We start from the raw sequence: 25,317 nt of genomic DNA, 5'->3' as shown, positions 1-25,317 counted from the left end.
GCACGGCGAGGCGCCGCCGCCAGGCGATCATCTCGGGCCCATTTCTACCACCCTCCGGCAGAAGTCGAGCAGCACGGGCAGCTGGTCGTCGAAGCTGAAGTGGGGTCGGGCGGCGCGAGCGCGGGCGGTCACGCCCGCCATCGCCGAGGTGTCCCGCAGGCGCTGCGCCAGGTCGTCGATGTCGTCGAACACGACGCCCAGCCCGTGGCGCTCCGCGAGGCTCTGCACGGCCACCCGGTGCCCGCTGTTGTTCCGCACGATCCACGGGAGACCGGCGACCCCGTACGTGCCCAGCCTGGCCGGCAGGTTGAGGTCGTCCCAGTGCGCGCGCCGGAGGTCGCCCTCGTTGGAGCTCTCGTGGACGTGGGGCCAGGCGGCGTCGTACCGGGACAGCTCCCGGACCCAGTCCGCCGGTTCCACGGCGGGGTGCAGGTGCAGGAACCGGCTGCCCCGGCCGGTCTCGATCCAGTCGCGGCTCCACTTCTGGTAGGTCTCGCCGTACACGTGCACGTGCACACCGGCCTTCTCCAACACCGGCATGGGCTCCAGGAAGCTCCTGCTCTCCACCCGGATCCGCCCGACGCACACGGTGTGCGGCTCGCCGTCCTGGGCCGACAGCTTCGGTGACCAGTCGTCGGTCATCCAGTTCGCCTTGGGCAGGTCGCCGTCGAGGATCAGCACGCGGTCCGGGTCGACGCACCCCGTCGTGCTGCGTTCGAAGAACTCGCGGCACTCCGGGTTGATGAAGACCACCCCCGCGCTGTGCCGCAGCACCTTCACCAGCACCGGCCACAACCCCATCTCCGCCGCGAGGTGGGGCCCCTCCTTGAAGTGGAAGACCATCGGGATGTCGGGCACCTCGTCGAGCACGCGACCGATGGTGGGCAGGGCCTGCCAGTTCAGCAGCGCGTAGACGAAGTGCGGCGCGTACTCGCGGACCCGGCGGGTCCAATCGCCGTCGAACGGGATGTCCTCGACGCCGGGGAAGGGCAGCGGCCCCACGGTCTGCCACGCCTGGGTGCCGGTCATCCACGAGCCGCGCACCGAGTGCCCGGCTTCCACCAGGGCGAGGATCCGCTCCGGGTTGAACCCGAGCTCGCCCACGACGAGGATCCGCAGCGGTTCGTCCGGCGCCACCGCCGCGCCGGGCGTCCCGGTGGCGTGCAGCGGACCGTAGCGCTCCCTCTGGTCGTGGGGCAGGCCCCAGAAGCCGGCTCGCCAGTTGAGCGCCGAGCCGGTCTCGATCCCGTAGAACTGCCGGTACCGGGACAGCCCGTAGCCCCGGCCGGTCGGGTCCGTCGGGTGCACGGCGCCACGACCACCGATGATCTTGTGGCGCTGGTCGGGGTGGTCACCCCACTCGCACGAGACCTCGCCGGTGTACCGGAACCGGGCGCCGCGCCGGGCGAGCTCGCGCCAGTAGTCCCGTTCGAGCCCGTCGGAGACGATCTCGGACCTGGTCGGCCAGGTGACCTCCGCTTCGTGGTCCCGCCGGTGGACGACCTGGACGAGCGCCAGCACGTTGCCGTTGCGGACGTCGTCGGACGGCAGCGGCTCGGTGCGGTCGAGCAACGCCCGCGACTCCGCGCCGACGACGTCGTCGCCGCGCAGCGTCGCGGACGTGACGCGCACCCGGAACGGCTTGCTGGCGTCGGTGGTGGTCCACCACCTCAGGCCGCCGTAGCAGGCGTAGCAGTCCGGCTCGCCGTCCAGTACCGCGACGGCGTTCGCCAGGTGGCGCGGGTCGTAGTGGTCGTCCGAGGGCAGGTAGGCCACGTACGTGCCGACGGCGGCCCGCAGCGCGAACCCGAGCGCGAACCCGAGCCCTTCGTTGCGGTCCAGGCGGTGGTACTTGATGCGCGGGTCGTCCCACCGCGCGACCACGTCCGCGGTGTCGTCGGGCGAGCCGTCGTCGACCACGATCAGCTCCCAGTCCCGGAAGGTCTGGTCGAGCAGGCTGCCGACCGCGCGGGGCAGGAAGTGCGCCTGGCGGTACGTCGGCATGAGCACGGAAACCTTCGGGCGGGGCGGCACCGGCCCGTCCTCCCGGCTCACCGCGGCGGTGTGGTCGTCGTAGGGGAGGTGCTCCGCCACCCTGTCACTCACCCGTGATGCTCCTTTCGGTCGCGTGGGACACCGGCACTCACATGTGGCGCGTGATGTGACCGCGCCGGAGGAAGACGGTGAACGCCCTCACCACGAACGCGACGGCGAGCGCGGCGAGGAGAGCGGTCGTGATCGCCGCGAGTCGGAAGTCGTGCCAGGGGAAGGCGTCGTCGGACAGCAGGCTCCGCCCCGCGGCGAACGCGTGCGTGGTCGGCAACGCGGCGCTGACCGGCTGCAGGAACGCCGGCAGCGACTGCCTGGAGTAGAACACGCCGGACAGCGGCATGATCAAGAACATGATCCCCCACGCGAACGCCTCCGCGCCCGCGCCGAAGCGCAGGACCAGCCCGATGACGAACAGGCCCAGGGCCCAGCCCGCGACCACGAGCACCGCCGCGATCGGCACCAGACCGACGCCGAGCGTCGTCACGTCGAACGCGTAGAGCAGGAAAGCGGCCGCGGAGACCCCGGCCACGGCCAGGACGAGCTTGGCCAGGCCGACGAGCGCGAGGCCGGCGAGGTACTCCGCTTCCCGGATGGGGGTGACCATCATGCTCAGCAGGTTCCGGGAGGAGATCTCGTCGAGGAAGCCGGTCGACACGGCGATCTGCGCTTGGTAGAGGATGTGCCACAGCACGATCCCGGCCAGCAGGTACGCGGCGGTGGTCCGGCCGGAGCCGCCTTCCCGGGCGATGAACGTCCCGAGCGACCCGAACAGCAACGAGTCGACGAACGGCAGCACGGTGATGTCGAAGAACCGGTGCGGGCTGCGCCGCAGGACGAGGAAGTGCCGGTGGCTCACCGCGGCGACCCGGACCAGGCGCGACCGCACCCCGGTCGTCGGCTTCGCGGCCGTCACCGCTCGGTCCCGACGGGGGATCCGGCGAGCCGCAGGAAGACGTCCTCCAGGTCCTTGCCGCCGAACTGGGCCGCCACCCGGGCCGGTGCGTCGTTGGCCACGACGCGCCCGTCGGAGAGGAAGACGACCCGGTCCGCGAGCCGCTCGACCTCGGTGGTGTTGTGGCTGGTCAACAACAACGCCGCGCGGCCAGGGCCGCACAGGTCGGTCAGACCGGCCCGGACCCGGTTCGCCACGTCGGGGTCCAGCGACGCGGTCGGCTCGTCCAGCACCAGCAAGGGCGGCTCGTGCAGCGTCGCCTTGACGATGCCGACGAGCGTCTTCTGCCCGGACGACAGCTCCGCGGCCATCGCGGAGGCCAGGTGTTCGATGCCGAAGCGCCGGAGGGCGGCCGTCGCCCGCTCGCCCACGTCGTCCAGACCGTGCAGGCGGCCGTAGACGGCGAGGTACTCGCGCACCCGGATCCGGTCGGGCATCGGCAGGTAGCCCGCGGCGAACCCGACGCGCGCGCGGGCCGCCGCGCGCTCGCGCGGCAGGTGGTGCCCGGCGATGGCGACCGTGCCGGCGTCCGGCCGGACCACGCCGAGGCACATCAGCAGCGTGGTCGTCTTGCCCGCGCCGTTGGGCCCGAGGACGGCGACCCGCTCGCCCGGTTCCACCGCGAGGTCGACCCGGTCGACTATCCGCCGTCGGCGATAGCTCTTGACCAGCCCGCGGGCGACGAGCACCGGAACCATGGGTGACGACCTCCTGGTGAGACGGGTGACGGCGCCGGGCCCCGGCAGGTCGGCCGGTGTCGCCGACACGGCCGGGGCCCGGGGGTCGATCACGGGTGGGGCGGCTGCCGTTGCGGCGACCGCACCGCGTCGAACTCGTGTCCGGCGATGGCGCGCTTCGCCCCGAGGTAGTCTTCGTTGTGCGGGTTGACGTAGGTGCCGGTCGGCTCGACGGCGACCACGTCGATGCCCGCGCGGCGCAGCTGCTCGATCTTGTCCGGGTTGTTGGTCAACAGCCGGATGCGGCGGATGCCCAGCGCCTCCAGCATCTCCGCGGCGACGTCGTACCGGCGCTCGTCGGCACCGTGGCCGAGGAGTTCGTTCGCCGTGAAGGTGTCGATGTCCTGGTCCTGGATCAGGTAGGCGTCGAGCTTGTTGTACAGGCCGATCCCGCGTCCTTCCTGGCGCAGGTAGAGCAGCAGGCCCCCTTCGAAGCCGAGCCGGTCGAGGGCCTCGTCCAGCTGCGGCCCGCAGTCGCAGCGCAGCGAACCGAAGACGTCCCCGGTCAGGCACTCGCTGTGCAGCCGGACGAGCGGCACCTGCGGATGGGGGTCGACCAGCAGCGCCAGGTGCTCGGCACCGTCACCGAGCTCGTGGAAGCTGATCAGCTCGGTGGACCGGTCGCTCATGCGGGCCAGCGGCACGGGCACGCGGCTGCGGACGGTCACCCGTCGAGGGGCGGTCACGACCGCACCACCGCACCGGGTGCGGCGGCGGCGACCAGGTCCGGCAACGAGAGCTCCCCGACCACCGCGACCCGACCGTCCGGCGCGGCCTCGACCAGGACGAGGCGGCCGTCCCACCCGGCCACGAGCGCTCTCCGCTCGTCCACGCGCACCATGCACGAGACGGCCTGGTCGAAGTCGAACACCACTCGACCCGCCAGGCGGTCCTCCGCGGCGCCGGTGGCGGCCACGTGCCAGGCGTAGACCTTGAAGTCGTAGGAGCCGCCGAGCACCACGGGCGCGGCCGGGTCGCCGATCAGCGCGACCGCCTTGACGGACTCGTCGGGCCCGAGGAACGTCCGGATGTCGGAAGCGGCCCAGTCACCCCGCGGGTCGCGGGCCACCCGGCCCACCTTGACGGTGTGGTCGCGGGACGCGCTCGCGACCCAGTGCCCCAGCGTCGCCACCGAGTTGACCAGGTTGCCGTGCTCCCACAACGGTGTGCGCCGCCGGTGGTCCCCGATCGCCACGGTGCGGTCGGTGGCACCGGAGACGATGTCGCCGTCGGCGAAGGCCGCCAGCGACTTGACCGACCCGTCGTGGCCCCGCACCCGCGACAGCTCGGCGAGCCGCGGCCCGCCGACGTGGACCAGCTCGCCGTTGTAGGTGCCCGCCAGGACACCGGTCCCGTGGGCCACGAGTGAGGGGACGGGAGCCCCGACGCCGGTCCTGCGCCAGTCGCCGTCGGCGAGGTGGAGCACCTCTCCCGAGTAGGTGCCGGCGAACAGGCCGGTGTCGCGGTGCGCCAGTGAGAGGACCGGACCGCCACCGGTGGAGAGGACGTCGACCGAACCCGGGTCGACGTCGACCCCGCGGCGGATCACGGCCACGGGTAACCGCACCACGAGTCCGGAGTCGCAGCCGACGAAGACGTCCTGGCCGTGCACCGCGATCGCGTTCGGGCCGTGCGTCGGCTCGGCGGGCGGGTGCACCAGCTCGCGGGTCCGCGCGTCGAGCAGGTGCGGGGTGGACCAGAAGCTGCCGACCGCGACGACGCCCCGCGCGGCCCCCACCGAGCGCGGCCACGCGCGGTCGTCGGAGTGCCTGCCGATCACGGCGCCGGACCGGTCGATGAAGTGCAGAGCGCCGTCGTAGGCGCCGGCGACGAAGACCTCCTCGTCGATCCACGCGACGCTGCGCACCGCCGAGCCGGACACCTCGGCCGACACGACGACGTCCAGGGCGGCGGTCAGCAGGTCCACGCGCCCGTCGTCCCGGGCGATGGCGAGGGTGTCGCCGTCAGGGGACCACTCGCAGCCCTCCACCGACGACTCGTACAGCTTCGTCGCGCGCCGCGTGTCGTCGTCGGGCGAGAAGACGGCGACCATGCCGTCCTCGCCGACGGTCGCCACCAGCCCTTTGTTGTTGACCGACACCATCATGCAGTGGGCCGCGTGCGATGCCACCGATGCCAGGAAGCGACCCGTCAAGCCGTCCCACATCGTCGCCCGGCCGTCCTCGGAGACGCAGATGAGCCGCTCCCCGTCGGGCAGCCACCCCACCGAGTTGATGTCGTCGGTGTGCCTGGCGAGCGTCGAGATCGCCGCCACCGCGCCGTCCGCGCCGATCCGCCAGACGGCGACCGTCTTGTCCGCCGAGGCGGTCGCGAGGACCTCCGGGTCGCGCGGGTTCCACGCCGAGGCGTTGACGAGTCTGCGGTGGTGCAGCCGTGCGACGGGCGTCGGCCTGCGTCGGTCCTCCACATCCCACACCAGGACCGTGCCGTCGTAGGACGAGGACGCGAGCCGTCGGCCGTCGGCCCGGAACGCGATGTGGGTGATGGGGGCGGCGTGCTGAAGGCGATCGGAACTGAGGTGAACAGCTCGCACGAGCAAGCCTCCGTTCGGCAGGTTCGATCAGGGTGTCTCTCCGTGGTGCCGCGATCGCGCCGCGGTGCGGCGCGTGCCTTCGACCGGTGTCCCGCGATCGGCCGGCGGGACCCCGCCAGCCGGCGCGACCGATCCCGTTCGCCTGTCCTGACGCGACGGACGACGCCAGGTGCGGCAGGAGCGGTGGGTCGGCGGTCAGCGAGTCGGGCCCGGGTGCGGTACCGGGCGAGCGGCGGCCGCGGGACAAGTCCCGATCACTCTTCTGCTCATGGTTATCCCCCGAGTTCGACGGGCAACGCGCGGGCGCTGCGGGTCGATGTGAAGGCCGGCCGCGAGGTGTATCTCGAATGTCGTGATCCATCGCATTTAACACGACGTTACACGCGACAGGCAACCGCTTGCCGCTTTCCGACCTGCGGTGAGCGACTTCGGGATATTCTATGTGATCTTGGCGAAGGTCGTCCGGGCAATACCTTCGCCGTCGCCTCTGACTGCCTGTTTCCGCAGGTCAATCGCTTGTGCGTGCAGGAGGGTCGATTTTTTGCGATCGCTCGGAATTCCACGTGAGGGCGGCTGGTTGGTGCTGTCGGGTGACGCCGAAAGGGTTACTCGACATATGGTCGTCGGTTCGGTGGGTCGGGCCGGCGCGGTGGATCGGCATCGCTTTACGGCCTGCGATTGGAACGTTGTCGTCACGAACGGGTCGAACCCGAGCGTCCGGCGATCGGGTGCGATCGGGCCGGAATGGCGATCCGAGTCGTGCCGCGGTTCGTGTCGCGGAATGGAGGCACCGCACACGCGCTGGGCCGGTTCAACGCGCCGGATGTCGACCGGCTGCGCCGCCCCCGAACCGCGCGACCGCTCGACGCCGCCGTGCTACGCGATCAGCACGAGCTTGCCCCGCGCGTGGCCCGAGGCGCTCACGCGGTGGGCTTCGGCGGCGTCGGCCAAGGGGAACGTGCCGCCGACCGGGGTGACGAGGTCGCCCTGCGCGGCCAGGTCCGCCAGTTCGGCCAGGCGGTCGGGCGACCGCTCCGGCGGGCCGCCGGAGAACACCACGCCCAGTTCGGCGGCGGCCGGGGCGTCGGCGATCGTGACGATGCGGTCCGTGCCGCCGCGCAGCTCGATCGACGCCGGCAGAGCGCCCCTGCCCGCCACGTCGAACACCGCGTCGACCCCCTCGGGTGCCAACGCGCGCACGCGTTCGACCAGGCCCTCGCCGTACGTCGTCGGCGTGGCGCCGAGCGCGGCGACGTGCTCCTGGTTGGCCGGGCCCGCGGTGCCGATGACCCGCAGCCCGGCCGCCACGGCGAGCTGGACGGCCAGCGAGCCCACGCCGCCCGCCGCGCCGTGGACGAGCAGCGTCTCGCCCGGCTCGATCCCGAGCAGCCGGAACACCCGGCCGGCGGTCTCGGCGGCCACGGGCAGCGTCACGGCGCGCTCCCACGACAGCCCTTCGGGCTTGCGCGCGACCGCGGTGGCCAACGCGTACTCGGCGTACGCGCCCGTGTCGGTCCAGCCGAGCACCTCGTCGCCGACGGACCAGCCGGTGACGTCCGGGCCGACCGCGTCGACCACGCCCGCCGCCTCCAGGCCGAGGATCGTCGGCAGCGGCGTGGTGAAGACGGCTTCCATCGCGCCCGAGCGGACCTTCGCGTCGAACGGGTTCACACCGGCCGCGCGCACCCGCAGCCGCACCTGGCCGGGACCGGGCTCGGGTCGTTCGACCTCGGCCGGGCGCAGCTCCTCCGGTCCGCCGAAACGGTTCAGCACAACGGCTTTCATCAGGTCTCCTCAAGGGACGCGCGGTGGGCGATCGCGTGTTCGACCGCACCGGCGAGGCGGATGAAGGCGTCGATCTCGTCGGGGCCCAGGCCCCGGGTGGAGGCGCGTTCGAGCGTGGACCACAAGGCGGTCAGCGGTTCCCGCATCGCCCGGCCCTTCCCGGTGAGCCACACGTGCAGCACCCGCCGGTCGCGCTCGCTCGGCACGCGGGTCACCAGCCCGGCCTCCTGCATGCGCCGCAACGACTTCGACACCGTCGAGTGGTCCAGGCCGACGCGGTCGAGCAGTTCGGACTGGGTCTGCCCGTCGCGGTCGAGCAGTTGCATCAGCAGCAGCTCCTGGCCGGGGTGCAGGCCCAGGTCGCGCAGCAGCGCGGCGGCGAACCCCCGGTGCGCGCGGGCCAGGGTGAAGATCGCGTAGCTCAGCCTGCCGCCGTCCGCGGTGCTCGGCTGTCCCACGGGCCGCCTCCTCGAAACATGTGGCCGACCACCTGAACGTAACACGATCCGTGGCCGGCCACATTATCTGCCGCGTCACCCGGGTCGGCTTACCGGGAGCCGTGGTCCTCCGGCCGCAGCTTGGCGACCAGCTCGCCCCGGCTGCGCACGTCGACCTTGCCGAACACCGACTTCAGGTGGTCCTGCACGGTGTGCGCGGAGATGGCGAGCCGGGCCGCGATGTCGGACGTGGACCGACCGGCCATCACCTCGTCGCACACCTCGCGCTCACGGGCGGTGAGGCCGTAGGCGGCGGACAGCAGGCCCAGCAGCTCGGCCCCGGACGCGCGTTCGACGGTCACCACCGTCTCGCGGTCGTCCTCCGCGATCAACCGGCTGGCCCGCACCAGGACCCAGCCGCCCGCCGCGTCGCGCACCCGTGCCCGGAACGTGCCGGACGCCGACGCCCGCGCACCCGTCACCACGGCCCGCAGCACCACCGCGAACCGGCCCGGCGCGATCGCGTCCAGCTCGTCGCGCCAGGTCCGAGCGGCGGCGGTGGCGGCGCGCGGCGCGCCGTCCGGGCCGACGACCACGATCGCCGGGTCACCACCGGCCCGGTAGGTGCCGCACCGCACCGCCACCCTGGTCGCGGCGGCCAGCGCGGGCGTGACCGAAGCGAGGAACTCGGCCTCGCGGGCGGAGAACTCGCCGCCGCGCACCAGGCCCGCCGCGCCCCAGCAGGTGCCGTCCACCCGGAACACCGCGCGCAGCTCGTGGTGCAGGCCCAGGGGACGCCACACCTCGTTCAGCCTGCCGCTGCGCGCGGCGTCGCGCGGCACGTCCGACAGCCGCGCCACCGGCTCCGGGCGGCGGGCCAGCTCGGCGAACGAGTGCGGCTCCGCGCCGCTGTACTCGCAGGCCGCCAGCACCGGCTCGTACTGGGCCGGGATGCGGTTCGCGCCGCTGGTCATCGTGCTGATCACGGCGGTGTCCGGGTCCAGCGACGCCCAGCAGGTCAGGTCGGTGGGCACGACCCGCTCGACCACGTCGATCGCGGCCCGGTGCAGCTCGACGACCCCGAGGCCCGTGGTGGCGAGCGCGGCGATCTCGCGCCGCGCCCCGATCGCCCGTCCTTCCCACATGGTCGGAGTATGCGCCCGCGCGGGGTGCGGCTCCATCCCGGATTCCGGGGATGGAGGGCGGTCGGGCGGCGCTCCTACCGTCGGGCCATGAGGACGCACTCGAGCACCGCCGGCGAGGGCTTCGAGCTGAACTCGCCGGACGCGAAGGTCATGGTCAAGGTGGACGCCGCGCACACCGACGGCGCCTACGAGCTGTTCGAGGTCGACGCGCCGCGCGGACCCACCGTGCCGCCGCACGTCACGCCGTGGGCCAAGGCGTACTACGTGCTGCACGGCCGGATGGCGGTGCTGGTCGACGGGGAGGTCCACGACCTGACCCCGGGGTCGTCGATCGCCATCCCGCCGGACGCGGCGCACACGTTCACCGTGCACTCCCCGTCGGTGCGGTTCCTGGCGATCAGCCTGACCGACGCCATGGGCCGGTTCTTCCGCGACGTCGACCGGTCCGTGCCCGCCGGCACCCCGTTGCACGACGCGGCCCCGCTGCTGCGCGAGGTCGTGGAGCGGCACGGGATCACGATGGGGGAGTGGTCGTCGTGACCGTCGTCGCGCAGGTCGCCGCCGGCGTGGCGGCCGCGATCCACGTGCTGGTGTTCGTGTGGGAGACGCTGCTGTTCCGCCGGCCCGGCGTGCACTGGGGCGTGTTCAAGGTGCCGGCGCGGGACGTCGAGCCGGTCCGGCTGTGGTCGTTCAACGTCGGCCTGTACAACCTGTTCCTGGCCTCCGGCACGGTCGTCGGCCTGATCGCGCTGAACGCGGGCGACGAACCGGTGGGCCGCGCGCTGCTGTACTACACCTGCGGGTTCATGGTCCTGGCCGGCATCGGCCTGGGCGTCTCGGACCGCCTCGCGATGAGCCGCGCCAAGGGCGCGGGCGTGGGCGGCGCGATCGCCCAGATCACCCCGGCGCTGGTCGCGATCGTCGCGCTGACCCTCGCCTGACCACCGCCCGGGACGGCACGGCATCGGGTTCTCCAGGTCGGCGCACGGCTCGTCGCCCGCGTCGCGGATGATGTCCCGGCCCACCTCGTTGGTCAGGTGGCGCGGGAGGCTCGCCGCGATCGAGTCGGCTCCCGGTGCAGGCGTACCCGGTCTCCCGGAACGGGTCCGCGCCCTCCAGCGTGGCCGGCCGTCGATGCGCATGAGCACCCCCCCCGTCGCGGCCGGCACGTCGGCTGACCCGCCCTTCTCGCAGCGCGGCGGCCCGGCCTGCCGCCCGGGTCGACCGTGCGGCAGTCGTAGGAGTCGGCGGTCGGTTCGCCCGATGTCCACCGCGCCCGCCGGGAGCTGCCACCCCGGCTTCCTCAGGCCCGTCGTCGACCTCACGATCCACTGGCCCGTGCGTCGGTTAGCCTTACCTAAACTTCCGGGAGGTGCGGGTGTCGCGCGAAGCGGTGCGAGGGGTCGGCCTGCTCGTGTCGATCGGCGTGCTGGGCCTGATCGTGCTGCTCAGCCTGTGGATCGGCACGAAGAGCATCCCGTTCGCCGACACCTTCTCCCTGCTCCTGGCCGACGACGGCACCGGCGACGCGGCCATCGTGCGCGACGTCCGCGTGCCCCGGGCGGTGCTCGGCCTGCTGGTCGGCGCGGCGCTCGGCCTGTCCGGCGCGGTGATGCAGGCGCTGACCCGCAACCCGCTCGCCGACCCCGGCCTGCTCGGCGTGAACATGGGCGCGGCGGCGGCGATCGTGTCCGCCATCGCGTTCTTCGGCATCACCAGCCCCACCGGGTACGTGTGGTTCGCGCTGGCCGGCGCGGCGGGCACGGCGACCGCCGTGTACGTGCTCGGCGCGGCCGGTCGCGGCGCGGCCACCCCGGACCGGCTGGTGCTCAGCGGCGCGGCGCTGACCGCCGTGCTGTACGCCTACGTCTCGGCGATCCTGCTGTTGTTCACGCACACGTTCGACTCGTTCCGCTTCTGGAACGTCGGCTCGCTCGCCGGCCGCGACTTCGAGCTGATCGGCCAGGTCTCGCCGTTCGCGCTGCCGGGCATCCTGATCGCGTTCCTGCTGGCGCGCAACCTCAACGTGCTGGCGCTGGGCGACCACACCGGCAAGGCGCTGGGCGCGAACGTCAACCGCACCCGCGCGTTCGGCGTCCTGGCCGTCACGCTCATGGCGGGCGCCGCGACGGCCGCGGCCGGGCCGATCGCGTTCGTCGGCCTGACCGTGCCGCACGTGGCCCGCATGATCGGCGGCAGCGACCAGCGCTGGGTGCTGGCCTACTCCGCGGTGCTCTCGCCGATCCTGCTGCTGGGTTCGGACGTCGTCGGCCGGGTGATCATCGCACCGCAGGAGATGGAGGTCGGCATCATCACCGCGTTCATCGGCGCGCCAGTGTTCATCGCGCTGTGCCGGCGCAGGAAGCTCGCCACGCTGTGAGGACCATCCGCACGCCCGTCGTCTCGCTGCGGATCAGCGAACGCGCGCTGCTCGTCAGCACCGCCATCGCCCTGCTGACCGCGGTCGCGGCCGTCGCCACCGTGGTCACCGGCGACTTCCCGCTCACCGTCGGCGAAGTGCTGGCCACCTTCGCCGGCCAGGGCGACGGCTACGCCGACTTCGTCGTCTTCACGCTGCGCCTGCCCCGGCTGGTCACCGGCCTGCTGGTCGGCGCGGCGCTCGCGCTCAGCGGCGCGATCCTGCAGAGCCTGTCCCGCAACCCGTTGGCCAGCCCCGACATCATCGGCTTCACCCAGGGCGCGGCCACCGGCGCGATCGCGGTCCTCGTGCTGGCGCAGGGCAGCATGGCGGCCACCGCGCTCGGCGCGACCGCGGCCGGCCTGCTCACCTCCACCGCGGTCTACCTGTTGGCGCTCAAGCAGGGCGTGCAGGGCTTTCGGCTGGTGCTCATCGGCATCGGCGTGAGCGCGGTGATGGTGGCGGTCAACTCCTACCTGATCACGCGGGCCACCCTGGAAAGCGCGCTGGCCGCGCAGACGTGGCTGGTCGGCGGTCTGAACAACCGGGGCTGGGACGAGGCGCAGGTGGTCGCGCTCGTGCTGGCCGTGCTGCTGCCGTGCGCGTTGGCGCTCGGCCGCCGGCTCGCGTTGCTGGAGATGGGCGACAGCGCCGCGACCGGGCTGGGCGTGCCCGCCGAGCGCACCCGGCTGGCGCTGCTCGCGGTGAGCGTGGGCCTGGCGGCCGTCGCCACGGCCGCCGCCGGGCCGATCAGCTTCGTGGCGCTCGCCGCGCCGCAGGTCGCGCGACGGCTCACCGGCGCGTCCGGCCCGGGGTTGGCCGCGTCGGCGCTCACGGGCGGGCTGCTGCTGGTGGTGAGCGACTTCGCGGTGCAACGGCTGTTCCCGACGACCCAGCTACCGGTGGGCATCGCCACCGGCGCGATCGGCGGGCTCTACCTGGTGTGGCTGCTGGCCCACGAGTGGAGGAAGGGGAGCACGACGTGACCAGGCTCCGGGGGTCGGAACTGACGCTGTCCTACGACGAGCGGATCGTCGTGTCCGGGTTGGACGTGGAGATCCCGGACGGCTCGTTCACCGTCATCGTGGGCCCCAACGCGTGCGGCAAGTCGACCGTGCTCAAGGCGTTGGCGCGGATGCTCAAACCCCGCGCCGGCGCGGTGTACCTCGACGGCGAGGTGATCTCGACGCTGCGCTCGAAGGAGGTCGCCCGCCGCCTCGGGCTGCTGCCGCAGACCTCCATCGCGCCCGGCGGCATCACGGTCGGCGAGCTGGTCGCGCGCGGCCGGTACCCGCACCAGCGGCTGCTGCGGCAGTGGTCGGTCGAGGACGAGGAGGTGACCGCCGCCGCGATGCGGATGACCGGCGTGCACGACCTGGCGGACCGCCTGGTGGACGAGCTGTCCGGCGGGCAGCGGCAACGCGTGTGGCTGGCCATGGTGCTGGCGCAGCAGACGTCGATCCTGCTGCTGGACGAGCCGACCACGTTCCTCGACATCGCCCACCAGGTCGAGGTGCTCGACCTGTGCGCCGACCTGCACGAGGACGGCAACCACACGCTGGTCGCCGTCCTGCACGACCTGAACCAGGCGTGCCGCTACGCCACGCACCTGATCGCCATGAAGCCCGGTGTGGGCGTGGTGGCGCAGGGCAAGCCCTCGGACATCGTCACGGCGGAGCTGGTGCGGGACGTCTTCGGCCTGCCGTGCCGGGTGATCGACGACCCGGAGACCGGGACGCCCCTGATCGTGCCGTTGCGCAGGCAGCGGGTCAGCGCGTAGCGGCCAGGTCCGGCCGGGCGTAGGCGCCGGCGGCGATGTCGGCGAGCAGCGTCGGACCCGTCGGCGTCCAGCCGAGCAGGTCGCGGGTGCGGGCGCTCGACGCGCGCATGTCCATGGCGAAGAACGCGCCGATCCAGCCGAAGTGCCGTTCGGCGTCTTCCGGCGGCACGGATGCCGTGGGGACGCCCAGGTGAGCGCCGATGGCGGCGGCGATGTCGCGGGTGGGCACGCCTTCCTCGGCCACCGCGTGCACCCTTGACCCGGCCGGCGCCTGGTCGAGGGCCAGCCGGACCAGCCGTGCGGCGTCGGAGCGGTGCACGGCGGGCCAGTGGTTGGCCCCGTCGCCGAGGTAGCCCGCGACGCCGTGCCGGCGCGCGATCTCCGTGAGGGTCGAGACGAAGCCGTGGTCGCCCATGCCGTGCACGGACGCGGCGAAGCGCAGCGCCACCGGGCGGACGCCCCGGTCGGCGTAGGACAGGGCGAGGTTCTCGCTGCCGCCGCGCGGCGAGTCCGGGCCGTGGTGCGGTGACGGGTCGTCCTCGGTCACCGCGCGGCCGGTGACGTCGGAGGCCAGGCCGGAGGCGAGCAGGAACGGCCGGCCGGTGCCGTCGAGCGCGTCGAGCATCCGTTCGACGGCGGCGCGCTCGGTGCGGCCGGCCCCCGCGTAGTCGGTGAAGTCGTGCTTGAACGCGAGGTGGACGACGGCGTCCGCGGACTTGGCGACGGAGGCCAGGCCGGCGGGGTCGTCGAGGCTGCCGCGGTGCGCCGTGGCCCCCTTGGCCTCCAGCGCGGCGGCGGCGGAGTCGGTGCGGACGAGGCCGACGACCTCGTGGGAGTGGGCGAGCAGCTCATCGGTGACGGCCGAGCCGATCCAGCCCGAGGCGCCGGTGACGAAGACGCGCATGACGCGGTGGTCCTTCCGAGGGATGTCAGTGACTGACATCGAACGTAGCACAGCATGTCAGTCACTGTCATCACTACACTTCCCGGCATGAGTCGCTGGGAGCCGGACGCCCGAGGGCGGATGACCCGCGCCGCGATGGACCTCTTCGCGGAGCGCGGCTTCGAGCAGACCACCGCGGGCGACATCGCCGAACGCGCCGGCGTGACCGAGCGGACGTTCTTCCGCCACTTCACCGACAAGCGCGAAGTGCTCTTCGACGGCTCGAAGACCATGGAGGCCACGGCGTCCGAGGCGATCCTCGCCGCACCACCCGACGCCGCACCGCTGGACGCCGCGCTGGCCGGCGTGCTCGCCGCCGGCGCCCTGCTGGCCGACCGCCACGACCACGCCGCGCGGCGGCACCGGATCGTCGAGGCCAACCCCGGCCTGCGGGAACGGGAGCTGCTCAAGCTCGCGGCGCTGGCCGACGCTACCGCCCACGCCCTGCGGGCCCGTGGCGTCACCGAGGTCGCCGCCGCGCTCGCCGCCCACAGCGCCGTGGCCGTCTTCCAGGTCGCGGTCGCCCGGTGGGTGACCGCCCCGGAACCGCCGTCCCTGACCGACCGCATCACCGAGACGGCGGCGGTGCTGCGCGCCCTCTAGTGCGAGGTCAGAGCGGCGCTGCGGGCCCTCCAGGTCGAGGTCAGACCCGCCACCTCTCACGGCCCGGCGGTTCGGCGGTCAGCTCGGTCTCGAACGCGGCGGCGATGGCGTCGACGTCCCACGAGGGCCGGGTCAGCACCGGCTGCTTCACGGCGTACTGCGAGATCACGTGCAGCTTGTCCGGCAGGAAGCGGACCAGCCGGCCGGTCACGGCCGCGGCCCGGTCGCTGAGCAGGTAGGTCACCAGCGGGGCCATCTTCGCCGGGGTCTGGTCGGGCGAGCTGATCTGCCCGGCGCGGGGGTCGAGGTCCATCATCGGCGTCCACGCGAGCGGCGCGACGGCGTTCACCCGGACGTCGCGCGCGGCCAGGGAGCCCGCCCACGACAGGGTCAACGAGGCCACCGCCCCCTTCGACGCCGAGTAGGCGGCGGCGTCGGCGCGGCCCAGCATCGCGCCCGACACGACGTTCACGATCGACCCGCCGCGCATCACCTTCGCCGCCGCCGTGCCGCAGTACATCGTGCCGAGCACGTTCACCTCGACCACGTGGCGCAGCACGTCGGGCTCGTCCTCCCACGGCTGGGCGAAGTGCGTGACGCCCGCGTTGTTCACCAGGCCGTCCACCCGCCCGAACGACGACACGCACAACCGCACGAGCGCCGACGCCGCCGACGGGTCGGCCACGGACCCGGTGTGCGCCACCGCCTCACCACCCGCGTCCGCGATCGACGCCGCGACCTCCGCCGCGCCCTCGACGTCGTTGACCACGACCCGCGCACCCGACGCCGCCGCGTGCCGCGCGTACGCCTCGCCCAACCCGCGACCCGCCCCGGTCACGATCACGGCCTTGCCGTCCAGGACGCCCACGCCTACCCCCGGTACCCGGCCGCGGCGTCGGCGGCGCGCAGCCGGTCGAGCTCGGCGCGCTCCAACCGGGCCGTCACGACCTGGGCACCCGCGCCCGCCGCGGCCACCCGCCGCCCGTCCGGGTGCCACACCCCGCTGCCGCCGCACGAACGCCACCCCGGACCCGCACCCGCCAGGTTCGCCACCAGCGCGTACATGCGGTGGTCCAGCGCACGCGCCGCGGGGTGCACGTCGAGTCGACGTTCCTGGCCCTCGGTGTAGAGCGCCGACACGGCGTAGACGTCCGCTCCCCGCCGCGCCATCTCCAGGGCGTGCTCGGGGGCCGCCGCGTCGAAGCACACGGCCAGCGCGACCCGCCAGCCCCGCACGTCCACCGGGTGCGCGGGCCCGGCCGGCTCGAACAGCTCCCGCTCGGCCCGGCTCAGGTGGTGCTTGCCGACGACCTCGACCCCGCCGTCCGGGGACAGCGCGACCGACGCGAGCACCCGCCCGTCCGGGCCCGCCCACGCCGCGCCGACCACCGTCGTGACGCCGTGCGCCCGGCTGGCCTCGCGGACGACGTCCAGCCGCGGGTCGTCCGGGATCGTCCAGGCCGACGGCTCGGCCAGCCGGTGGAGATCGTAGCCGGTCAACGACAGCAGCGGGAACAGCAGCAGGTCCGCGTCCGCCGCCTCGGCCACCAGGGCGGCCGCGCGGCGCGCGTTCTCCGCGACGTCACCGGGCACGGGCGCGTGCTGCGCGACGGCGACCACCAACTCGTCGGATTCCACGCCGCAGATCATTTCACGCCGTCCGGTGACGCGGAGGGGCATACCGCGAAACGCGCGCGAAAACGTGGTAAAAACAAAGGTTGATTGTGCCGTGAATGGCGGAATGCGGCTAAGCCAAGTATAGCACAGGGGGCAAGCGTGACCACCGGGGAATTGTTCGACGAGCAACAGCGGATCGCCTTCCTGCACGACCGGCTGGACCGGGAGAGGGCCGCCCTCCAGGCCGATCTCGACGCCGCGCTCAAGGACGGCCACGAGCAGCGCTGGCACCGCGAGGTGGCCGTGCGCACCCTGTCCGAGCAGGTCAGCCGTCTTAACTCGGCCGGGGAGAACCTGTGCTTCGGCCGCATCGACCGCGCCGGCGAGCGCGTCTACGTCGGCCGGGTCGGTTTGTTCGACACCGACAACGACTACGAACCGTTGTTGACCGACTGGCGCGCGCCGGCCGCCCGCCCGTTCTACACCGCGACCGCCGCGAACCCGGAGGGCGTGACGTTGCGCCGCCATTTCCGGACCAGGGGACGGCGGTTGGAGGGCTTCCACGACGACGAGCTCCAGCTCACCTCGAAAGCGCTGCTCGACGCGCTGGACGCGCCCCGCTCGCGGACCATGCGCGACATCGTGGCGACGATCCAGGCCGAGCAGGACGAGGTGATCCGCCTGCCGCACCGGGGCGTGCTGGTGATCGAGGGCGGGCCGGGCACCGGCAAGACGGCGGTCGCGCTGCACCGGGTGGCCTACCTGCTCTACACGCAGCGCGAGCGGCTGTCCCGCCAGGGCGTGCTGGTGGTCGGCCCGAACACCGGCTTCCTGCGGTACATCGGCGACGTCCTGCCGTCCCTGGGTGAGACCGACGTCGTGTTCGCCACGCCGGGCGAGCTGTTCCCGGGCGTGCGGACCGACCGGGAGGACACCCCGGCGTTGCAGGCGCTCAAGGGCGGCCTCGGGGCGGTGGACCTGCTGGTGGCGGCCATCGCCGACCGCCAGGAGCTGCCCGCCGAACCGCTCGCGGTCGAGCTGGAGGACGTCACCGTGGCGCTGACCGCGGAGCTCGCCGAGCGGGCCAGGCGACGGGCCCGTGCCGCCGGTCTGCGGCACAACGAGGCGCGGCCGGTGTTCCACCGGGCCCTGGTGGACGTCCTGGTCGCGCCCGCGCTGGACCTCATCGGCGAGGACTGGCCGGAGCTGGCGGCCGACGTGCGCCGCGAGCTGACCGGGCACCCCGACGTGCTGCGGGCGGTCGACGAGCTGTGGCCGCTGCTCACCCCGCAGGCGCTGCTGGCCGACCTCTACGCCGGCCGCTGCCACGCCCTCGGCCACCCGGAGCTGCACCGCGCCGACCCGACCGCGTGGACGGTCTCCGACGTGCCGCTGCTGGACGAGGCCGCCGAGCTGCTCGGCTCCGACGGCACGGCCGAACGGCGCGCGGCCGAGGAGCGCAGGCGGGCCGTCGAGTACGCGCAAGGCGTGCTGCACGTGATCGACAGCGACGCCGCGATGTACGAGGACGACCTGCGGGCCGTGGACCTGGTGCACGCCGAGTGGCTGGCCGACCGGCACACCGCGGTCGACCACCGCGTGCTCGCCGAACGCGCCGCCGCCGACCGCGAGTGGACCTACGGCCACATCGTGGTGGACGAGGCGCAGGAGCTGTCCGAGATGGACTGGCGGCTGCTGTCCCGGCGCGGGCCGAACCGGTCCATGACCGTCGTCGGCGACCTGGCCCAACGCCAGTCCGAGGCGGGTGTGCGCGACTGGGGGGCCGCGCTGGGCCCGCTGGTCGGGGACCGCTGGCAGTACCGCAGGCTCACGGTCAACTACCGCACGCCCGCCGAGATCATGGCCTACGCCGCGGGCGCGCTGGCCGAGCTGGACCCCGACGCCGTGCCGCCGACCTCCGTGCGGCACGGCGAGCCGCCGCTGGAGGTCGTCGCCACCGACCCGGAGTCGTTCCGCCCGGCCACCGGCACGTTCGCCGTGATCACCCCGACCGGCCCGCTGACGCCGCGCGCGGCCAAGGGCCTGGAGTTCGACGTGGTGGTCGTGGTCGACCCGGAGCGGATGACGCCGGCCGAGCGCTACGTCGCCCTGACCCGCGCCACCCGCCGCCTGGTCGTCGTGCGCACCTGGTGAGCACCATGCCGACCCGGCTCACCTCGACCCTTACCGGGTCGGCGGCGTCTCGTTCGGCGCGGGCTCGCTCGGTGACGGCGGCTCGGGCGTGGGCGGGATGGGCGGCTCGGTGGCGGGCGACGGCTCGCCAGGCGGCTGGGGCACGGGGTCCGGCACGGGCACGGGCCGCGGCTCGGGCGTCTTCGGCTGCACCATTTCTTACCTCCTCACCCCCTGACTACCCACCCACCGCCCACCTCACCCCGCTTGTCCAACCTCCAGAACGCGAGTGTCCTACCTCCAGAACGCGTGTGTCCTACGTTCAGAACGCGAGTGTCCTACGTTCAGGACCCCCGAGTTCAACGCTCAGGACGCCTGCCGCGGGTCCGCCGACCGCGTCGGTCCCCCGATCAGGTTCGGCAGCACCTCCCGGCCGAACAGGCGGATGGTGTCCAGCACGGCGTGGTGCGGCAGACCCCCTATGTCGACCATCACCAGCTGCGCGTCCAGGTGCAGCAGCTCGGTCAGCCGGTTCAGCCGCTCGGTCACCTCCACCGGGTCACCGCACACCGCCGCGCCCTCCATCAGCACGTCGACGTCCACCTCGCCGTCACCGCGCCACGGGTCGGCGAACTCCGCGTACGCCGCCAGGTGCGGCCGCCACACCGCCCGCGCCTCGGCCGCCGTCGGCGCCACGAACACGTGGCTCGGCAACGCCACCCGCCCGCGCCCGCCCATCGCCGCCCGGTAACGCTCCACCACCGGCCGGTGCGTGCTCGGGTCGCGCAACGTGCTGGGCAGCATCAACGGCAGCCCCAGCTCCACGGCCAGGTCCGCCGACACCGCCGACCCGCTGCCGATCCACACCAACGGCCGCGGCTGCTGCACCGGGCGCGGCATCGTCGTCACGTCCACCAGCGGGCTGCGGTACTTGCCCTCCCACGTCACGTGCCGCTCCTCCAGCAGCCGCAACAGCAACCGCAGGTTCTCGTCGAACCGCGCCCGCACGTCGTCCTGCACGCCGAACGCCACGTCCGTGCGCTGCGACACACCCCGCGCCACGATCAGCTCCGCCCGACCCCGCGACAGCACGTCCAACGTGGCCAGGTTCTCCGCCACCCGCACCGGGTCGTGGTGCGCCAGCAGCGTCACGCCGGTCGACAGCCGCAACGTCGACGTGCGCTCGGCGATCGTGGCCAGCAGCAGCTCCGGCGCCGACACGATGTACCGGGTGAAGTGGTGCTCGCCGATCGCGACCCCCGCGAAACCGGCCTCCTCCGCCACGACGGCCTGCTCCACCACCGCCCGCAGCCGGTCGCACTCGGTGACCTGCGCGCCCGTGTTCGGGTTGGGCAGGTGGTCGCCCAGGATCAGCAGATACACGTCCATCCGACAATCTTGCCCGGTGCGACTACCGTGGCACCGGCCAAGTCCGACCGCGGAGGAGCACCGGTGACCGAAGCGTCCGTGTCCGACAACCCCGAGCAGTCCCGCTACGAGGTCCGCCTGGACGGTGAGCTGGGCGGCTTCGCCGAGTACACCTCGGCCGACGGCGTCGTCACGTTCACCCACACGGAGGTGGCCATCGAGGGCAAGGGCCTGGGCAGCCGCCTCGTCCGGCACGCGCTGGAGGACGTGCGCGCCAAGGGGCTCACCGTCGTGGCGCAATGCCCGTTCGTGCGGGACTACCTCGAGAAGCACCCTGAGCTGAAGTCCGGGTGACGTGCGTCGCATCCGGCGTCCGCGTCAGCGGATGACAAGCCGAGGTTGCTCTTCCGTGTGAATCATCACAAAGCGGGGTAACAACACGGCTAAGTGCACGGCTTCTGGTCAACAGTGGTAGCTGATCGTGTCAACATTACTGATCGTGGCCTCATTCGTCCTTGATCCCCGCCATGATGGTGATGTCGTCGGCAGCAGAAGCGGTCGACGGGGACGAGGACCGAACACGAGACCGATGAGGTGGGCCTGGCTGTGACCGCTGAGGTGAGCGGAAGTGGCGCGCGGACGGACGGCCCGGCTCGCAAGGCCGGCCCGTGGGCGACGGTTCTCCGGCAGGTTCCCCCGAACGTCCTGCGGCTGGGCGCGCTCGGCGGGCTGCTGATCACGGTCGGCGGCATCGGCGCCGGCGCGGTGCTGCGGCGCGACCCGCTGCTGAGCGGCACGATCCTCAACGCGGTGCGGTACGGCCACGGCCGCGACCTCGCCACCGCCGTGGTGTTCGCCGGCGTGGCGCTGCTGGTCTACTCGTGGGTCCGGCTGGGCCGCATGGTGCGCGCCGGCGAGGTCGGCGGGCGCGGTGTGGTGCTGGCCGCCGCCGCGTGGACCGCACCCATGATCATCGCACCGGCGCTGTACAGCCGGGACGTCTACAGCTACCTGGCCCAGGGCGCGGTCCTGCTGCGCGGGTACGACCCGTACACGACCGGCGCGTCCGCGCTGCCCCTGCCGCTGGGCGGGAACGTGGCGTCGCTGTGGCAGGACACGCCCTCGCCGTACGGCCCGCTGTTCCTGCTGCTGGCCAAGTCCACGGTCGCGATCACCGGCGACAACGTGATCATCGGCGCGGTCCTGATGCGACTGGCCGTGCTCGGCGGCCTGGTGCTGCTGGCCTGGGCGATGCCGGGGCTGGCCAGGCACCTGGGCGGGCGCACGTCGACCGCGCTGTGGCTGACCGTGGCGAACCCGTTCGTGATCGCCGTCGGCATCGGCGGCGCGCACAACGACATCCTGATGGTCGGCCTGATGGCGGTCGGCGTGCTGATGGTGCTGGACCGCAAGCACGTGCGCGGCATCGCGGTGATCGCGCTGGCGACCGCGGTGAAGGCGACCGCGGTGCTCGTGGTGCCGTTCCTGGTGTGGGTGTGGGTGGCGCGGCTGTCCGGCCCGGCGCGCCAGCGGTTCTTCCAGGCGTGCGCGGTGGGCGGCATCACGTTCGCGGGCGTGTTCGCGCTGTCCACGATCGTTGCCGGGGTCGACCTCGGCTGGATCAACGTGCTGCAGAGCCAGACCCCGCTGCTGACGTGGATGTCGCTGCCGTGCGCCGCCGCCGAGCTGCTGTACCACTCGATCGGGCGGCACGTCCCCGGCGCCACCTACGAGGGCTTCCTCGGCTTCTTCCGGGCCGCCGGCGTGTACGTCCTGGCGATCGTGCTGCTGCGCCAGTGGTGGCTCGCCCGGGCCGGCGGCGTGGACGCCGTGCGCCGCGCCGCGATCGCCCTGCTCGCCGCGTCCGCGCTCGCGCCGTCCGTGCTCCCGTGGTACTTCACCTGGGCCTTGGCGCTGGCCGCCGCGTTCGCCTGGCAGGACCGGTGGCTCGCGGTCGCGGCCGGCTTCTCGGTGTGGATGGTGCTCGTCACCCTCCCCGACGGCACGATCGTCGCCCGGTGGCACTATGGGTCGGCGAACCCGGTCATCTGGTGGTCCTACCTCCTCGTCACCGTCTTGATCGGCGTGTGGGTGGGCCGGGCCCTGCTGGGCCGCCGGCCCCTGTGGGCGCTGGCGAAGGACCTGAAGGCGCGGCTGAACGACGTCGAGCCGCCGACGCTGGTCGTCGAGCAGGCGCCGCCCGACGCCGGGCCGGCGTCGCCGGAGACCGGGGACGACGACGTGGCGGACGAGCAGGACGCGTCCGGGAAGCAGCGCGGGAGCACGGGTGGTTGAGCGGTTCGAACAGCGGGTGCTGAGGTTCGCGCCGCTGCTGCTGGTCCTGTCGCTGGGCTGGTACTTCTGGCGGCTCGGCGCGCCCGCCGGCTGGGGCATGATCGACCTCAAGGTCTACTGGACGCTCGCCCCGAACCTGCTGACCGACCAGCTCTACACGATCGACATGCCGTTCACGGCCGACTTCCCGCTGCCGTTCACCTACCCGCCGTTCGCGGCCGTGGTGTTCCTGCCGCTGTCCTGGCTGCCGTGGGTGGCCGCGCGGATCGTGTGGCAGGCGTTGTCGCTGGTGTGCCTGTGGTGGCTGGTCCACACGGCGTTGTCGCTGGTCGCGGCCCGGTCGGGGGAGCGGTTCGACGGCACGTGGTCGCGCCGGGCGCTGCTGTGGACGGCGCTGGCGCTGTGGTGCGAGCCGGTGCGCAAGACGCTCGACTTCGGGCAGATCAACCTGGTGCTGATCGCGGGCACGTTCGCCGCCGTGGTCGCCACCCGGCACCTGGTGGCGGGCTTCGGCGTCGGCGTCGCGGCGGGCCTGAAGCTCACCCCGGCGATCTCGGTGCTCTACTTCCTGGTGACGCGCCGGTTCAAGGCCGCGCTGTGGACGGCGGTGGGCTTCGCGTTCACCGTGGCCGTCGGCTTCGCCGCCTCGGCGTCGGACTCGTGGCGCTACTGGTTCGAGCTGCTGGGCGCGGCCGACCGGGTCGGTCCGGTCGGGTCGGCGATCAACCAGTCGTTGCGGGGCGCGTTGTCGCGGACGCTGGGCCACGACGTCGGGATGACCTGGCCGTGGGTGCTCGCGGTGGTGGTCTCGGCGGTGCTGACCGGCTTCGCGCTGCGCGCCGCCGTCCGGGCGAAGGACGCGCTGGCCACGGTGGTCGCCGTGCAGCTGTTCGGGTTGCTGCTCTCGCCGATCTCGTGGAGCCACCACTGGGTGTGGGTGATCCCCCTGGTGCTGTGGGCCGTCTACGGCGCGCGTCGGACCTGGCCCGTGCTCGCGGTCGCCGCCGCGTGGATCGTGGTGACCGGCGCGGACCTGATCACGTTCCTGATCGACCAGCAGCCGACCATCTGGGAGATCCCCCGGCCGTGGCCGCTGGCCGCGCTCGGCTGGTGCTACCCGCTGCTCGGCCTGCTCACCCTCGCGGTGATGGCGACCGCGGTGCGCGCCGAGCGCCACGAGCCGGTCGGCACGCCGCTCACCACGACGTCGAAGGTCGAACCCGGTGTCCGCTGAACCGTCCTCGCGCCCGCTGGTGAACGCGGAGCGGTGGCTGCTCGCCGCCGCGCCGGTGCTGCTGGTGGCCTCCGTGCTGGGCCGCACCTGGACCATCGTCACGGGGTTCGGCAACGAGACGATCGACCTGTACGTGTACTGGGCGCTCGCGCCGCACGTGCTCTCCGGCGACCTCTACGACGTCACCTCGCCGAACTCGCCGCCCGACTTCCCGCTGCCGTTCACCTACCCGCCGTTCGGCGCGCTGGTGTTCCTGCCGATGACGTGGCTGCCGTGGGTCGCCGCGCAGTGGGCGCTGCGGCTGCTGTCCGGGCTGTGCCTGTACTGGATGGTGCGGGTCGCCCTGCGCTTGGTGGCGGGCGAGGGCTGGACGGCGGACGCGGCGCTGTGGCGGCGTCGGGCGCTGTTGTGGACCGCCGTGCTGCTGTGGTTGCAGCCGGTGGTGCACACGTTCGACTTCGGGCAGGTCAACCTGCTGCTCGCGGCGGTGGTGCTGGGCGCGATGACGGCCCGGGACTCGCGGCTCGCGGGCGTCGGCATCGGGTTGGCGGCGGGTGTGAAGCTCGTGCCCGCGATCTCCGGGCTGTACTACCTGGCCACGCGGCGGTTCGCGGCGGCGGTGTGGTCGGTGGTCGCGTTCGTGGCGAGCGTCGGCCTGGGGTTCCTCGTGGACCCGGCGCAGGCCAAGCACTACTGGTTCGGGCTCATGGGTGACGCGAGCCGGGTCGGTCCGATCGCGACCGCGCACAACCAGTCGTTGCGGGGCGCGTTGTCGCGAACGCTGGGCTACGACGTCGAGATGACGTGGCCGTGGGTGCTCGCGGTGGTGGTCTCGGTCGTGCTGGCGGGCTTCGCGCTGCGCGCGGCGGTGCGGGCGGGCGACGTGCTGATCGGCGTGCTGGTCGTGCAGGTGCTGGGGCTGCTGCTGTCGCCGATCTCGTGGGACCACCACTGGGTGTGGGTCGCGCCGCTGCTGATCTGGCTCGTGCACACCCCGATCGCGCGGTGGGCCAAGGGCGTGCTGCTGGTGCTGTGGTGCCCGGTCATGTTCTGGGACGTGATCGCTTTCCAGCTCGACCGGCAGCCCACGATCTGGACCATCCCCAGGCCGGGTTGGCTGTCCGCGATCGGGTGGGCCTACCCGGCGTTGGCGCTGCTCACGCTGGTCGTGGTCCCGTTCGTGCTCAAGGCGGCGGCACGGCGGGCCCCGGCCCGGGAAGCACTGACCGGCCAAGCCGAGGTTACCGGCAAGTAGTATCCGGG

General features: G+C 73.1%; 24 protein-coding genes. 11 read left to right on the top strand and 13 right to left on the bottom strand.

Annotated features, from left to right (window positions below; all coding sequences use genetic code 11):
• Positions 1–27: 27 nt before the first annotated feature.
• The 8 genes from LZG04_RS10360 to LZG04_RS10325 all read right to left on the bottom strand — a co-directional run bounded on the left by LZG04_RS10360 (position 28) and on the right by LZG04_RS10325 (position 9,662).
• On the bottom strand, positions 28–2,106 hold the full coding sequence (locus LZG04_RS10360) for a glycosyltransferase family A protein (protein ID WP_233815601.1): 2,079 nt from the start codon (positions 2,104–2,106) through the stop codon (positions 28–30).
• Between the two features lie 37 nt (positions 2,107–2,143).
• Complete coding sequence (locus tag LZG04_RS10355; RefSeq protein ID WP_233815600.1) at positions 2,144–2,965, bottom strand: ABC transporter permease; 822 nt, start codon at positions 2,963–2,965, stop codon at positions 2,144–2,146.
• Positions 2,962–3,702: an ABC transporter ATP-binding protein gene (locus LZG04_RS10350; protein WP_233815599.1), complete on the bottom strand. Its 741-nt coding sequence runs from the start codon at positions 3,700–3,702 to the stop codon at positions 2,962–2,964. Before LZG04_RS10350 ends, LZG04_RS10355 begins: the two co-directional genes overlap by 4 nt.
• A gap of 89 nt (positions 3,703–3,791) precedes the next feature.
• Positions 3,792–4,427 (bottom strand): GTP cyclohydrolase II, encoded by a 636-nt coding sequence (gene ribA, locus LZG04_RS10345; RefSeq protein ID WP_308199031.1) that lies wholly within the window; start codon positions 4,425–4,427, stop codon positions 3,792–3,794.
• The gene (locus tag LZG04_RS10340) at positions 4,424–6,295 is read right to left on the bottom strand and encodes a WD40 repeat domain-containing protein (RefSeq protein WP_233815598.1); all 1,872 of its coding nucleotides are present in this window, start codon (positions 6,293–6,295) and stop codon (positions 4,424–4,426) included. The genes ribA and LZG04_RS10340 overlap by 4 nt, the downstream gene beginning before the upstream one ends.
• Before the next feature lie 876 nt (positions 6,296–7,171).
• Positions 7,172–8,080: an NADP-dependent oxidoreductase gene (locus LZG04_RS10335; protein WP_233815597.1), complete on the bottom strand. Its 909-nt coding sequence runs from the start codon at positions 8,078–8,080 to the stop codon at positions 7,172–7,174.
• Entirely contained in the window at positions 8,080–8,538 is a 459-nt protein-coding gene (locus tag LZG04_RS10330) for a MarR family winged helix-turn-helix transcriptional regulator (RefSeq protein WP_233815596.1), read from the bottom strand. The genes LZG04_RS10335 and LZG04_RS10330 overlap by 1 nt, the downstream gene beginning before the upstream one ends.
• 89 nt (positions 8,539–8,627) lie before the next feature.
• Entirely contained in the window at positions 8,628–9,662 is a 1,035-nt protein-coding gene (locus LZG04_RS10325) for a helix-turn-helix transcriptional regulator (RefSeq protein WP_233815595.1), read from the bottom strand.
• Between the two features lie 87 nt (positions 9,663–9,749).
• Here LZG04_RS10325 and LZG04_RS10320 point away from each other — a divergent pair, with 87 nt between their 5' ends.
• The 5 genes from LZG04_RS10320 (at position 9,750) to LZG04_RS10300 (ending at position 13,861) form a co-directional block, all read left to right on the top strand.
• Entirely contained in the window at positions 9,750–10,202 is a 453-nt protein-coding gene (locus LZG04_RS10320; protein ID WP_233815594.1) for a cupin domain-containing protein, read from the top strand.
• Positions 10,199–10,603, top strand: a complete 405-nt coding sequence (locus tag LZG04_RS10315; protein ID WP_233815593.1) for a DUF1304 domain-containing protein — start codon at positions 10,199–10,201, stop codon at positions 10,601–10,603. Before LZG04_RS10320 ends, LZG04_RS10315 begins: the two co-directional genes overlap by 4 nt.
• Before the next feature lie 437 nt (positions 10,604–11,040).
• A complete protein-coding gene (locus LZG04_RS10310) occupies positions 11,041–12,042 on the top strand; it encodes an iron ABC transporter permease (RefSeq protein ID WP_233815657.1) in 1,002 nt (333 codons plus the stop codon).
• A complete protein-coding gene (locus tag LZG04_RS10305; protein ID WP_233815592.1) occupies positions 12,039–13,067 on the top strand; it encodes an iron chelate uptake ABC transporter family permease subunit in 1,029 nt (342 codons plus the stop codon). Before LZG04_RS10310 ends, LZG04_RS10305 begins: the two co-directional genes overlap by 4 nt.
• The gene (locus LZG04_RS10300) at positions 13,064–13,861 is read left to right on the top strand and encodes an ABC transporter ATP-binding protein (RefSeq protein ID WP_233815591.1); all 798 of its coding nucleotides are present in this window, start codon (positions 13,064–13,066) and stop codon (positions 13,859–13,861) included. Before LZG04_RS10305 ends, LZG04_RS10300 begins: the two co-directional genes overlap by 4 nt.
• On the opposite strand, the gene LZG04_RS10295 is transcribed toward LZG04_RS10300, so the two are convergent.
• Positions 13,851–14,765 carry an SDR family oxidoreductase gene (locus LZG04_RS10295; protein WP_233815590.1) on the bottom strand — a complete coding sequence of 305 codons (915 nt, stop codon included), beginning with the start codon at positions 14,763–14,765 and terminating at the stop codon, positions 13,851–13,853. The two genes, LZG04_RS10300 and LZG04_RS10295, sit on opposite strands and share 11 nt — an antisense overlap.
• 87 nt (positions 14,766–14,852) lie before the next feature.
• On the opposite strand from LZG04_RS10295, the gene LZG04_RS10290 reads away from it, so the two are divergent.
• A complete protein-coding gene (locus tag LZG04_RS10290) occupies positions 14,853–15,407 on the top strand; it encodes a TetR/AcrR family transcriptional regulator (RefSeq protein ID WP_233815589.1) in 555 nt (184 codons plus the stop codon).
• A 40-nt stretch (positions 15,408–15,447) separates the two neighbouring features.
• On the opposite strand, the gene LZG04_RS10285 is transcribed toward LZG04_RS10290, so the two are convergent.
• Positions 15,448–16,275, bottom strand: a complete 828-nt coding sequence (locus LZG04_RS10285; protein ID WP_233815588.1) for an SDR family NAD(P)-dependent oxidoreductase — start codon at positions 16,273–16,275, stop codon at positions 15,448–15,450.
• 2 nt (positions 16,276–16,277) lie between these two features.
• Positions 16,278–17,045 (bottom strand): carbon-nitrogen hydrolase family protein, encoded by a 768-nt coding sequence (locus LZG04_RS10280; RefSeq protein ID WP_233815587.1) that lies wholly within the window; start codon positions 17,043–17,045, stop codon positions 16,278–16,280.
• A 138-nt stretch (positions 17,046–17,183) separates the two neighbouring features.
• Here LZG04_RS10280 and LZG04_RS10275 point away from each other — a divergent pair, with 138 nt between their 5' ends.
• Positions 17,184–19,178, top strand: coding sequence for a UvrD-helicase domain-containing protein (locus LZG04_RS10275; RefSeq protein WP_233815586.1), 1,995 nt, complete (start codon positions 17,184–17,186; stop codon positions 19,176–19,178).
• A 30-nt stretch (positions 19,179–19,208) separates the two neighbouring features.
• Here the strand turns inward: LZG04_RS10275 and LZG04_RS10270 are convergent, their stop codons facing one another.
• Positions 19,209–19,373, bottom strand: coding sequence for a hypothetical protein (locus LZG04_RS10270; RefSeq protein ID WP_233815585.1), 165 nt, complete (start codon positions 19,371–19,373; stop codon positions 19,209–19,211).
• A 150-nt stretch (positions 19,374–19,523) separates the two neighbouring features.
• Positions 19,524–20,546 (bottom strand): LLM class flavin-dependent oxidoreductase, encoded by a 1,023-nt coding sequence (locus tag LZG04_RS10265; protein ID WP_233815584.1) that lies wholly within the window; start codon positions 20,544–20,546, stop codon positions 19,524–19,526.
• A gap of 63 nt (positions 20,547–20,609) precedes the next feature.
• Here LZG04_RS10265 and LZG04_RS10260 point away from each other — a divergent pair, with 63 nt between their 5' ends.
• From LZG04_RS10260 to LZG04_RS10245, 4 genes are all read left to right on the top strand, one after another.
• Positions 20,610–20,879, top strand: a complete 270-nt coding sequence (locus tag LZG04_RS10260) for a GNAT family N-acetyltransferase (protein WP_233815583.1) — start codon at positions 20,610–20,612, stop codon at positions 20,877–20,879.
• A gap of 252 nt (positions 20,880–21,131) precedes the next feature.
• The gene (gene mptB / locus LZG04_RS10255; protein ID WP_233815582.1) at positions 21,132–22,820 is read left to right on the top strand and encodes a polyprenol phosphomannose-dependent alpha 1,6 mannosyltransferase MptB; all 1,689 of its coding nucleotides are present in this window, start codon (positions 21,132–21,134) and stop codon (positions 22,818–22,820) included.
• The gene (locus LZG04_RS10250; protein ID WP_233815581.1) at positions 22,813–24,054 is read left to right on the top strand and encodes a mannosyltransferase; all 1,242 of its coding nucleotides are present in this window, start codon (positions 22,813–22,815) and stop codon (positions 24,052–24,054) included. The genes mptB and LZG04_RS10250 overlap by 8 nt, the downstream gene beginning before the upstream one ends.
• On the top strand, positions 24,044–25,309 hold the full coding sequence (locus LZG04_RS10245; RefSeq protein ID WP_233815580.1) for a glycosyltransferase 87 family protein: 1,266 nt from the start codon (positions 24,044–24,046) through the stop codon (positions 25,307–25,309). The genes LZG04_RS10250 and LZG04_RS10245 overlap by 11 nt, the downstream gene beginning before the upstream one ends.
• Positions 25,310–25,317: the final 8 nt, after the last annotated feature.

Origin of the sequence: Saccharothrix sp. S26 (genome assembly GCF_021390395.1) — a bacterium.
In the GTDB taxonomy this organism is placed as follows: Bacteria; Actinomycetota; Actinomycetes; order Mycobacteriales; family Pseudonocardiaceae; genus Actinosynnema.
Note: the sequence above shows the minus strand (reverse complement) of the source record. Positions and strands in the feature narration are given on the sequence as shown.

Coding starts and splice junctions, on each gene's coding strand:
- LZG04_RS10290 (WP_233815589.1), top strand. CDS start 14,853: ATGAGTCGCTGGGAGCCGGACGCCCGAGGGCGGATGACCCGCGCCGCG.
- LZG04_RS10335 (WP_233815597.1), bottom strand. CDS start 8,080: ATGAAAGCCGTTGTGCTGAACCGTTTCGGCGGACCGGAGGAGCTGCGC.
- LZG04_RS10265 (WP_233815584.1), bottom strand. CDS start 20,546: ATGGACGTGTATCTGCTGATCCTGGGCGACCACCTGCCCAACCCGAAC.
- LZG04_RS10325 (WP_233815595.1), bottom strand. CDS start 9,662: ATGTGGGAAGGACGGGCGATCGGGGCGCGGCGCGAGATCGCCGCGCTC.
- LZG04_RS10320 (WP_233815594.1), top strand. CDS start 9,750: ATGAGGACGCACTCGAGCACCGCCGGCGAGGGCTTCGAGCTGAACTCG.
- LZG04_RS10295 (WP_233815590.1), bottom strand. CDS start 14,765: ATGCGCGTCTTCGTCACCGGCGCCTCGGGCTGGATCGGCTCGGCCGTC.
- LZG04_RS10270 (WP_233815585.1), bottom strand. CDS start 19,373: ATGGTGCAGCCGAAGACGCCCGAGCCGCGGCCCGTGCCCGTGCCGGAC.
- LZG04_RS10350 (WP_233815599.1), bottom strand. CDS start 3,702: ATGGTTCCGGTGCTCGTCGCCCGCGGGCTGGTCAAGAGCTATCGCCGA.